11 protein-coding genes are annotated in these 10,345 nt (G+C 70.0%); 6 read left to right on the top strand and 5 right to left on the bottom strand.

The genetic code is table 11. The features are described from left to right. The first annotated feature begins 221 nt into the window (after positions 1-221). Positions 222-1,280 (top strand): VWA domain-containing protein, encoded by a 1,059-nt coding sequence (locus ACIPYQ_RS15345; RefSeq protein ID WP_401250813.1) that lies wholly within the window; start codon positions 222-224, stop codon positions 1,278-1,280. A 41-nt stretch (positions 1,281-1,321) separates the two neighbouring features. On the opposite strand, the gene ACIPYQ_RS15340 is transcribed toward ACIPYQ_RS15345, so the two are convergent. Then, complete coding sequence (locus ACIPYQ_RS15340) at positions 1,322-2,848, bottom strand: hypothetical protein (protein ID WP_401250810.1); 1,527 nt, start codon at positions 2,846-2,848, stop codon at positions 1,322-1,324. A 261-nt stretch (positions 2,849-3,109) separates the two neighbouring features. Between ACIPYQ_RS15340 and fabV the strand changes: the two genes are divergently transcribed. Then, positions 3,110-4,336, top strand: a complete 1,227-nt coding sequence (gene fabV / locus ACIPYQ_RS15335) for an enoyl-[acyl-carrier-protein] reductase FabV (RefSeq protein ID WP_401250807.1) — start codon at positions 3,110-3,112, stop codon at positions 4,334-4,336. A gap of 27 nt (positions 4,337-4,363) precedes the next feature. On the opposite strand, the gene ACIPYQ_RS15330 is transcribed toward fabV, so the two are convergent. Beyond that, positions 4,364-4,900 carry a GNAT family N-acetyltransferase gene (locus ACIPYQ_RS15330; RefSeq protein ID WP_401250804.1) on the bottom strand — a complete coding sequence of 179 codons (537 nt, stop codon included), beginning with the start codon at positions 4,898-4,900 and terminating at the stop codon, positions 4,364-4,366. A gap of 200 nt (positions 4,901-5,100) precedes the next feature. After that, complete coding sequence (locus ACIPYQ_RS15325; RefSeq protein WP_401250801.1) at positions 5,101-5,514, bottom strand: SgcJ/EcaC family oxidoreductase; 414 nt, start codon at positions 5,512-5,514, stop codon at positions 5,101-5,103. A 59-nt stretch (positions 5,515-5,573) separates the two neighbouring features. Here ACIPYQ_RS15325 and ACIPYQ_RS15320 point away from each other — a divergent pair, with 59 nt between their 5' ends. Continuing rightward, positions 5,574-6,122, top strand: coding sequence for a flavoprotein (locus tag ACIPYQ_RS15320; RefSeq protein ID WP_361769961.1), 549 nt, complete (start codon positions 5,574-5,576; stop codon positions 6,120-6,122). Positions 6,123-6,175: 53 nt separating this feature from the next. Here ACIPYQ_RS15320 and ACIPYQ_RS15315 read toward each other — a convergent pair whose 3' ends face one another. Further along, positions 6,176-7,384: an epoxide hydrolase family protein gene (locus ACIPYQ_RS15315; protein WP_401250797.1), complete on the bottom strand. Its 1,209-nt coding sequence runs from the start codon at positions 7,382-7,384 to the stop codon at positions 6,176-6,178. Positions 7,385-7,674: 290 nt separating this feature from the next. On the opposite strand from ACIPYQ_RS15315, the gene ACIPYQ_RS15310 reads away from it, so the two are divergent. Together ACIPYQ_RS15310 and ACIPYQ_RS15305 are read left to right on the top strand one after the other, a co-directional pair. Continuing rightward, positions 7,675-8,334, top strand: a complete 660-nt coding sequence (locus tag ACIPYQ_RS15310) for a ScbR family autoregulator-binding transcription factor (RefSeq protein ID WP_401250794.1) — start codon at positions 7,675-7,677, stop codon at positions 8,332-8,334. Between the two features lie 168 nt (positions 8,335-8,502). Then, entirely contained in the window at positions 8,503-9,399 is an 897-nt protein-coding gene (locus ACIPYQ_RS15305) for an alpha/beta fold hydrolase (protein ID WP_401250791.1), read from the top strand. Positions 9,400-9,445: 46 nt separating this feature from the next. Here ACIPYQ_RS15305 and ACIPYQ_RS15300 read toward each other — a convergent pair whose 3' ends face one another. Then, the gene (locus ACIPYQ_RS15300) at positions 9,446-9,886 is read right to left on the bottom strand and encodes a hypothetical protein (protein ID WP_401250788.1); all 441 of its coding nucleotides are present in this window, start codon (positions 9,884-9,886) and stop codon (positions 9,446-9,448) included. A gap of 102 nt (positions 9,887-9,988) precedes the next feature. Between ACIPYQ_RS15300 and ACIPYQ_RS15295 the strand changes: the two genes are divergently transcribed. After that, positions 9,989-10,336, top strand: a complete 348-nt coding sequence (locus ACIPYQ_RS15295) for a hypothetical protein (protein ID WP_401250786.1) — start codon at positions 9,989-9,991, stop codon at positions 10,334-10,336. The last annotated feature ends 9 nt before the right edge of the window (positions 10,337-10,345 follow it).

Raw genomic sequence — 10,345 nt, 5'->3', positions numbered from 1 at the left:
ATCCACGGCCGAGTACTCACACACTCACGAACGGCCGAATCATCACACCGGTTACGCCCGACCAGGGCATCTCACCAAGATCCTGTTACGAGCTCTAAGTCCTTGTCGGCCCGAGGCCTGTCACGGGGGGCGAGGCGGGTGATTGTCCGTCACGCTGCATTGTCAGTGCCTCCCCATAGTGTGGAGACATCACTCGGGGACCTCGGAGGGGGAGCGGAAGCATGTCTGCCAATAGGATCCAGCACAAGGTGAATCACGTCGCGCTGGTAGTGGACTCTTCAGGTTCCATGTATCAGCACCAGAGTCAACTCATTCGTGTCGTGGACGAGTTCGTGGCGGGATTGAAGGCCGAGTCGGACAGTCTCGGTCACGAAACCCGGATCAGCCTCTATTCCTTCGACCACAAGGTGGAGAACCTGGTCTGGGACATGGACGTGAAGCATCTGCCGTCCATGCGGGGTCTGTACAAGGTGAACAACGGCGCCACGGCCCTCATCGAGGCCTCGCTGAAGTCCCTGGACGACCTGGGCCACATCTGGGAGGAATACGGGGAGCACAGCTTCCTCCAGATCGTGGTGACGGACGGCGAGGAGAACGCCTCCGGCGGGGACCGGCGGCACGACGGGGACATGACCATCCTCGGCCCCTGGCTCGACAGGATCGCGGCGAAGATGGGTGCGCTTCCGGGCCACTGGACGTCCGCGATCCTCGTTCCGAACTCCCTGGCCAAGCGGACCGCCCAGAACTACGGCTTCCCGGCCGGAAACATCGCCATCTGGGATGCGGACTCGCAGGAGGGTGTCGAGGAGGCGATAGGCACCGTGCGCGCCGCCGCCACCAGCTTCCTCCGTGGCCGTGAGAAGGGTGTGCGCGGTACGAAGAACCTTTTCGCTGTCGGCCAGGACATATCGGTCGACGACGTGCGGGCGAATCTCGAACCGGTCCCGGCCGACAAGTACCGGCTCCTGAAGGTCGATACGGAGGTCGAAATTCGGGCCTTTGTCGATTCACATCCCGGCGTGACGTACGAACGCGGGGCGTGCTACTACCAGCTGGGCACCCGGGTTCAGGTTCAGCCCGACAAGGAAGTGATCGTGGTCGAGAAGGACACCGACCGCGCATATACGGGGAATGCGGCCCGCAGCCTTCTGTTCGGCACGGGTGTTCAGGGCACCGTCTCCGTGAAGGCGGGGCACAATCCCAAGTTGGAGGTGTATGTGCAGAGTCGTTCGGTGAACCGAAAGCTCAAGCCGAAGACGCGCCTTCTCATCATGCTCTGAATGTCGCCGGCGGCGGGTTCGGCAGTGGCTCCGCGCCGGACCTATGCCCCACCGGGGTCAGGTATCAGCTGCGCCATGACGGCCGGCGGCAGGGACGGGTTGGCGGCAGCGGCTTCCACCACGAGTCCGTCGGGGTCGGCGAGCAGTTCGACGATGGCCTCCGGCGGCAGGGCCGGGTGCCCGGCAGCCAGCCGACGTGTCTGACTGTCCGCCAGACAGGCGAGCAGCGCCGGGCCGGTCGCGCCGGGGTGCCGGGCGACCTCGCGCAGTCCCTTCTGAACAAGCGGTGTGTGTCTGGTCAGCTCCTCCAACAGGGCGGGCGGGGTCTCCGGGTTGGCCGCCACCTTGGCGACGACCCGGGATCCGTGGCGTTCGACCATGGAGCGCAGCTGAGCTTCCGAGAGGCCGGGGTGGCGGGCGATGGACTTGACCACCTTCGCGTCGGGGTCGTCGGCCAGCGCGTCGCGGATCCCGGCCGGCAGATCGCGCCGTTCGGCCAGGAGCATGCGCACCACCGGATTCGACGACCTGGAAAGGTCCTCGATCTCGGAGGGAGATGCGGCGGCGATCCGCGGCAGCAGGGACGGGCCGATCTTGGTGGCAGTGGCCAGCTCGGAAAGGACGTCGAGCGGTACGCGGGGGTTGTGCGCCAGTCTGCGCTGCACGTCGTGGCCACGGTCGGCGGCCAGCACACGGATCAGGGCCTCGTCGATCGCCGGGTTCTGCGCGAGTTCGCCTCGGACGCCGGGCACAGGGTCACCGGCGAGGCGCGCCGCCGACTGCGGCGGCAGGTCGGGGCGGGCGGCGAGTCGGGCGCGCAGCAGCGAGGAAGGGTGGTCGGCGAACCGGAGGAGAGGCCCGACCGGTGTGGCGGGGTTCCACAGTGCCTGCTCCGCCATCTCGTGGAGGGTGGACTCGTGCGAGCCGGCGCACGAAGCGCCCGACCGCAGGTCGCAGTCGAGTCGCGGACAGTGCGGATCGTGTGTGAAGGGCGTCTCCTCGCGGTCGCAGACCAAGCACCGCTCTGCCGGAGGCAGCCCCTCGCCGGTGATCAGCATGGCCAGGACCTGCGGCGGTGTCGCCTCGTTGCCCGCAACCGCGGTGCGGACCTCGGCATGCGGGTGGCGCGCCAGCCGGGCCGCCAGGTCCGGCGTGGTGCACAGCGCGAGTTCCGCGACCACCTGTACGTCCGGGTCGGCGGCGAGCGTCTCCCTCACATCGGCCGGAAGTCCGGGACATGCGGCCAGCTTCGCCCGGCGATCGGCGTCGGGGTCCCGGGCGAGGAGCCGCGCCCACTCCGGGTCGCCGGCACGCTGTTCGAGCAGGGCGAGGGCGGCCTGCGGCTGCGTGAGGGGGTTGATGTCGGCAGCGGTCAACCGGCCCTCGTGGACGAGTCGCACAGCGCTCTCCTCGACCCGCGAGGCCAGGTCGACCGCCTGCTCGCGGCTGAGGTCCGCGCGGCCGGCGAGGCCGGCGGCGATGTCCGCGTCCGCGATCGTGATCAGTCGCCCGACCAGCTCGAAGGGCAGGGCCTCGTTGACGGCGAGGCCGCACAGTGCAGGGTTCACAGGAAGACATCCTGCCCGGACCGCAGGCGAACGGGCGACGGATTTCCCCGTCGGGCCTGCCCGCCCGTGCCGCCCTGCCCTGCCCTGCCCTGCCCTGCCCTGCCCTGCCCTGCCGGAAGTGGTGGAACACTCCAAGACCGACTCGTGATCCTTGTCCGGGGTGGGGCCACTCTCCGTGTCCGGCCTGTCGCAGACTTTCAGGACGTGGTGGCCCGGCGGGCCGCCGCGTCTTCGGCCCGGTCGACCCAAGGACTGCACATCGTGAGCGAGCGCGTTCTCATCCCCCGCAACCGGGGCTTCCTCTTCCTCGACTCCCACCCGGCGGGCTGCGAGCGGCTGGTGGCCGAGATGTGGCAGGCATGCCCCGATCCCGATCCCGCCGACGTGCGGGAGGGTGCCGGGCCGGTGGCACTGATCATCGGTTCCTCGGCCGGATACGGCCTGGCGGCCACGGTCGCCGGACTCAAGCGCGCCGGCATCCGCGGCATCATGGTCTCCTTCGAGAAGGCCCCCACCGCACGGCGCACCGCCACGGCCGGCTGGTACCGCACCGCCGCAACCGCCGACATCGCCCGTACCGCCGGGCAGGATCTGGTCTTCCTCAACGGCGACGCGTTCTCCGACACGATGAAAGAGCAGGTCGCCGACCTCATCGAGCAGCGCTTCGGCGGCCGGCTGGACTACCTGATCTATTCGGTGGCCGCCCCCCGGCGCACCGACCCGGACACCGGCACCACGTACGCCTCCGTCCTCAGGCCGATCGGCCGGGCGAACCGCACCAAGACCCTTGTCTTCGACGACCAGGGCGTTCCCGAGGTACGCGAGGTCGAGACCGGGCCGGCCGAGGGCGATGACGTCGAGCAGACCGTGGCCGTGATGGGCGGTGCGGACTGGGAACGCTGGATCGACCACCTGGCCGGCCGGGGATCGCTCGCCGAGGGCTTCGCCACCGCCGCGCTGTCGTACATCGGCTCGGCGCTGACAGCGGCGATCTACCGGCAGGGCACCATCGGCGAGGCCAAGGCCCACCTGGAGGCCACGGCCCGCGCCCTGAACGAGCGGCTCGGCACAACGGTGGGCGGGCGCGCCGTGACCTCCGTCAACGGCGCCGCCGTCACCCAGTCCTCCACCGCCATCCCCGGCATCGCCCTGTACACCGGCCTGCTGCGCGGCGTCCTCGGAGAGGACCTGGTCCCGCCGGTGCATCAGCTCGCCGCCCTGTGGGACCAGCTCACCGGTGCCGCGCCGCTCGCCCTGGACGACGAAGGCCGGATCCGCCTGGACACCTGGGAACTCACCGAAGACGTCCAGGCGGCCGTCGCCGAACGTTGGGAGGCCGCCGCGACCGACACCATCGCCGGCCTCGCCGACCTCGACTGGTTCCACGCCGAAGTCCAACGCCTGTACGGCTTCTCCGTGCCGGGCGTCGACTACACCGCGGCGGTGGCCACCGACATCCCCTGGCCCACCCCCACCCCCACACCCTGACCCGCCACGGGCCCGTAGCCGCGAGCCTCAGGCCGGATCCCACTCGTCACGCAAGACCGAGTAGTAGACGCTGTCGCGCCACGTCCCGTCCGGGCGTGGCCAGTCACGACGAACCACCCCGTCGCGCACCGCTCCCAGACGTGCCAGTGCCCGCTGCGACCGCATGTTCTCAGGGTCCGTACGGAACATCACCTTGTCGCAGCCCATCCCCGAGAAGGCATGCTCCAGCAGGAGACGCTTCACCTCCCGGTTGATACCGGAACCCCACCAGGCCCGCCCCAGCCACGTGGAACCGATCTCCACCTGCCGACGCACCGGATCCGGGTACCAGTACGACGTGGTCCCTGCCACCTGCCGGCCGACCAGCACCGCGAACGGCAGGCGCAGCGCCTCACGGCTCAGTGCGGCCCGGATCCACTCCCGCATCGCGTCCACCGTCGGCGGACGGTCGTACGGCAGCTTGGCGAAGACCTCGTCGTCGCCTGCGGACCACAACCCCTCGGCGTGCTCGGGGGACAGCGGTTCCAGACGGACACGCGGGCCGGTCAGGACAAACGGGCTCAAGGGAAACACCCGATGAGTCTGCCACCAGCGCGCGGTGTCCGGTGTCCGGCGTCGGGTGGGCCCGACCGTGCAGGTGAACGCGATCGGCGAGATCCTGAACCATCCGAGCACCCGACCACCCGACCAGCTGGGAACTCCCGGCCGGGGATCCGACCCGACCGGCCCACGTCGCCAAGGACCCGCGCGCCCGCCGGGACGGATCAGGCGGGGTCCACCACCACCTGGGTGTTCTGGCAGGCGGTCAGCAGCCAGGGTTCCCCCTCCGCCTCCCGGGTCATCACGTACAGCGGCGCGCCCTCGCTGGCCTCGCCGGCCCCGCTGTAGACCTGGCGGACCTTGACCGCCGCGACGTCCGGCCGCAGGAACCTGATGTGGACCACCTCGTAGGTGACCTCCCCGTCCCAGCGGGCCGCCGGCAGCACGGCCCGCGTGAACGCGGCGATCTCCTCGAACCCGATGAGGACCTTCCCGTGCGCCGTCGTCCACAGCGCATCCGGATGGAACAGCGCGAGGAAGCCCTCGGCGTCCTTGGCCCGCTGTGTGCGCTCGACCGTGGCGACGACCTCTTCGATCGCCTTGATGGAAGCGGCCCTGGCCGCTTGTTCTATGTTCATGGGCCCCAACATGTCGCCTCAACCATACTTGAGGTCAAGCGATATGATCATAATGCCCCATGACCACGAAGACCCTCTACCTGCTCTGCTCAGCCGCCCCGCCCGTCTTCGACGTCGCCCACGTCATCGAAGACGCCCAGACCCGCGGCTGGGACGTATGCCTGGGACTGACCCCCACTGCCGCGCACTGGGTCTCGGAAAGCCTGGACGGACTCGCCGCGCTCACCGGCCACCCGGTGCGCTGGCAGTACAAATTCCCGGGCGAGGCCGACGTATGGCCCTCCGCCGACGCCCTCCTCTTCGCCCCGGCCACCTTCAACACCGTCAACGCCTGGGCCCTCGGCCTCACCGACCGCTTCGTCGTCGGCGTCGCCGCGGAAGCCCTGGGCAAGAACACACCGACGGTCGCCATGCCCTGCACCAACACCGCACTCGCCGCCCACCCCCAGTTCGACACCTCCCTGGCCACGCTGCGCAGCGCCGGTGTCGAACTCCTCTACGGGGAGAACGGCTTCACCCCCGGTCCGGCCGGCCCCGACGCCCCGCTCCACTTCCCCTGGCCGGCCGCTCTGGATGCGGTGGACCGCATCACCACCGCCCGGCCCTAGCCGACCGGACGCGGCAGGCCGGCCGTAGCGGCGGAACTCCGTCCGCTCTCCGGTCAGCCGTCCTGCCGGGGTTGCCGGGGTTGCTGGAGTTGCCGCAATTGCCGGAAGAAGGCCCGTACGTCTCCCACCAGCAGCTCGGGTACCTCCATCGCGGGGAAGTGGCCGCCCCGGTCGTACGAGGTCCAGCGCACGATGGTGTCGGTGCGCGCGGCGACGTGCCGCAGCGGGATGAAGTTGTCCCGGGGGAAGTCGGCGAGTGCGGTCGGGGTGTGCGACACCTCGGGCGGCTGCCCGGCGTAGTCGGCGTGGGCCCGCTCGTAGTAGATCCGGGCAGCGCTGCCGGCCGTACCGGTCAGCCAGTACAGCATCACGTTGGTGAGCAGCTGGTCCCGGTCGACCGGGACCCTGGGATCGCTCCACTCGTCGAACTTCTCGGCGATCCAGGCGAGCAGCCCGACCGGTGAGTCGTTCAGCGCGTACGCGAGGGTCTGCGGCCGGGTCGCCTGGATGTCGGCGTACCCCTGCCGCTCACGCGTCCAGGTCCGGTACCGCTCCCAGGAAGCCTGGGTCCGCTCCCGCTCGGCGGCGGGAAGCGCGGCCAGCTCCTCGGGCCGGGGCTCGGAGGTGGCGCCGCCCCCGGGCAGCAGGTTCAGGTGCACCCCGATCACACGGCCGGGATGGATCCGCCCGAGCTCCCGCGAGATCGCGGCCCCCCAGTCGCCACCCTGCACCCCGTAGGCCCCGTACCCCAGCCGCTCCATCAGCACGCCGAAGGCCCGCGCCACCCGCTTGAACTCCCAGCCCGTCTCGGTCGTGGGCCCCGAGAGCCCGAACCCGGGGATGCTCGGCAGCACCAGGTGGAAGGCGTCGGCCGGATCCCCGCCGTGCGCCCGCGGATCGGTCAACGGACCCGCCACCCGCTGGAATTCGACGAACGACCCCGGCCAGCCGTGGGTCATCAGCAACGGCGTCGCGTCCGGCTCGGGCGAGCGGAGGTGTGCGAAATGCACCCGCGCCCCGTCGATGAGCGTGGTGCACTGCGGCCACTCGTTCAGCCGCGCCTCCGCTGCCCGCCAGTCGTACCCGTCACGCCAGTACGCGACGAGCTCGCGCACCCGCTCGAGCGGAATTCCGTACGCCGACCCCGCCCCGGGCAGCTCGTCCGGCCATCGCACCCGCCCCAACCGCTCGCGGAGGTCGTCCAGCTCCCCCTGCCCCACTTCGAGCCGGAACCCGCGCAGCCCTTCACCAAGATCACTCATGGTCCGCATGCTAGACAGCCGGGCTTCCGGGGGGGGGTGCGGGCGGTGACGGACGGCGCTGCGTACGGAGTCAACACAGCGACAACGGAAGGCCGTTGCACCCGAACCCCGCCCGTACCCCTGCCCGTCCACCAGGAAGCAACAACGCAAATACCTCACAACTCCCCGAACCACTCCCCCACCTCGCGAAACAAGTACCTGTCGACTGGTTTTCTTTCGGGTGGCCCGATTACATTGACGACACACCGCAACGAAAACCGTTCAAAAACAGCGACCTGGGGGACAAGCACGTGGCGAGGGCCAGACAGGAACGGGCCGAGATCACCCGCCAGGCCATTCTCGACGGCGCGGCCGCGGCGTTCGACCGCAGCGGATTCGAAGGCACCAGCCTCAGTGACGTCGTCAAGCACGCCGGAGTCACCAAAGGCGCCCTGTACTTCCACTTCCCGTCCAAGGAAGCCCTCGCCCGCACCCTGATGGACGAGCAGTTCCAGGTCGCCGAGCACCTCCCCACCATCGAGAACCCGGGCCTGCAGACCGTCATCGACCTCACCCACCAGATGGCGCACGGGCTGCGCACCGACGTCCGCATCCGCGCCGCCATCCGCCTGGTCGTCGAGTTCGGCTCCTTCACCCACCCCGACCCCACCCCGTACGACACCTGGATCGCCACCTGTCGCAGCTGCCTGACACCAGCTCAGGAAGTCGGCGACATACACGCCACGGTCGACATCCAGGCCCTCGCCGCCCTGCTCGTCGCAGCCTTCACCGGCATCCAGGTCACCTCGCACGTCCGCACCCGCCGCGAAGACCTGCCGGCGCGGGTCACCGACCTCTGGAACTTCCTCCTCCCCACCATCGTCCCCCCACAGCGCATCGCCCGCTTCCACCCCACCGGCACTCCCCGGCCCGGCTCCCCCCGGCCCGACTCTCCGCCCCTCACCGGCTGACCCCGCTCAGGGCGGCCTCGCACACGCCGTGGCGAACCACGGGGGTGCTCGCCACGGCGTGGCCGAGGCCGCCCTGCCCGCAACTGTCACCCAGCGGATCCCGCCAGGTCTTCGAGCCACTGGCGGCGCGCGTACTTCAGAGCCCCTGCGGCGACTAGCGTGTGGGCCGTGCCAGAACGGAAAGCGCGGAATGTCGGCCCGTCCGGAATCGAGATCGCCTACGAACGCTTCGGTGCGCCCGGTGCACCACCGGCCCTGCTGATCATGGGAGCCGGCGCGCAGATGATCAGTTGGCCGGAGGGGTTCTGCCAGGCCCTGGTGGACCGCGGCCTGCAGGTGATCCGGTTCGACACGCGCGACACCGGGCGGTCGACGCACTTCCCTGACGCCCCCGTGCCGGATTTCGCGGCGGCCCTGGCCGGTGACCTGTCCACGGCGTCCTACACGCTCTCCGACATGGCGTCCGACACCGTCGGCCTGCTCGACGCGCTCAGCCTCGCCGACGCGCACCTCGTCGGCTCCTCGATGGGCGCGATGATCGCCCAGATGGCCGCGATCGAGCATCCGGAGCGGGTGCGCTCGCTGACGTCGATGATGTCCACGACGGGTGAACCCGGTGTGGGCGAGGCCGATTTCTCGCTCTTCGCCGAGCTGGGAGGGCCGCCCGCGGACCGGGAGGCCTTCGTCGACTGGCAGGTGCGCGCCCTGCGCCTCGCCGCGTCACCGGGGTTCGCGTTCGATGCGGCCGCTGCGGCCGAGCGGGCCGGACGCGTCTTCGACCGCGGGTACGACGCCCTGGGCATGCAGCGCCAGGGCCTCGCGGTCGTCGCAACGGGCGACCGCACCGAGCGGCTGCGGGCGCTACGGGTACCCACTCTGGTGCTGCACGGCGACTCCGACATCGTGTGCGACGTCAGTGGCGCCCGGGCCACGGCTGCCGCCGTCCCGGGTGCCGAACTGGTGATCGTGGAGGGCATGGGCCACAGCCTTCCGGAGCACCTTTGGCCCGAGCTCGCCGCACACATCGCCACACTCATCCACCGCGTCGAGCGGCGCCGGCTGTGACCGTCTCGCCGGAGGCGAGACCCCTGCCGCGTAGGTCACGCCTCCGTCAGCTCACATGCCCCGGCCCGGTCACGGCTCGTGCTTCCCAGGTGTCCCGGTCCGAGACGTGGACGGAGACCGGCCGGTCGAACCATCCAGCGGCTTCCGGAAGGTCCCTGATCAATGCGGGCGTCTCGGGCTCGAACCTCAACACGGCCAGCGTCTTCCAGCCGTGCGGAATCAGGTCCCACCCGAATCCGAACTGCTGGGTGACGGCGACGACGGTCGCGGTCACCGAAACGACAACGCTCGCGTCGGAGGCCCGGAAGCAGCAGTCGAAGCTTCTGCCCACCGGCACGTCGGCGTAGTTGTAGGAGAGGAAGAGGGCCACCTCGTTCGCGGAGAGCAGGGGAAGCCCTTGCCCGATGGCGGCGAGTGCGGACGCGTCGGCACGGCTTTCGATGAGCAGAACGCGGTCAGCGAGTGGGGTGTCCTCTTCGGTCCTCATGCCGTCATTCTCATGGCTCTGATGCCCGGGCCCGGCTACTCACGGCAGCCTGAGTAGCCGCCCCCAGGCGGTGCCGGCCGCTCTCCGCCTAGCCTGCTTCCCATGAGTTCCACGCAGCAGGCCGCCGAACCGGCAGACCAGGTAGACCAGGTAGACCAGGCAGAACCGCAGTCCACCGGCACGGGATCGCTGCTCCTGGGCATCGCCGGGGTCGCGACGATCGGCTGTCCCCTCCTCCCGGAGGCCCTCCCGCCCTTGATCCGCTTCTTCCCCCTCTACCTCATGCTCCCTCTTGGGATCTGCGCGATCGTCTGGGGCCTTCCCGACGTGTGGCGTTCGCGGCGGGGAGGGGTGCCGTGTCCGGTCCGGGCTCGCGTCGGGGTGTTGCTCGGTGCGGTGGCCATCGCGGTGCCGCTGGTCTTCCTCCTCTTCTACGTTCGCATCGGGTGAACCGTCACC

The organism is Streptomyces sp. NPDC090045, assembly GCF_044747975.1.
In the GTDB taxonomy this organism is placed as follows: domain Bacteria; phylum Actinomycetota; class Actinomycetes; order Streptomycetales; family Streptomycetaceae; genus Streptomyces.
The sequence above is the reverse complement of the archived record's forward strand: the minus strand, read 5'-3'. Positions and strand labels throughout refer to the sequence as shown.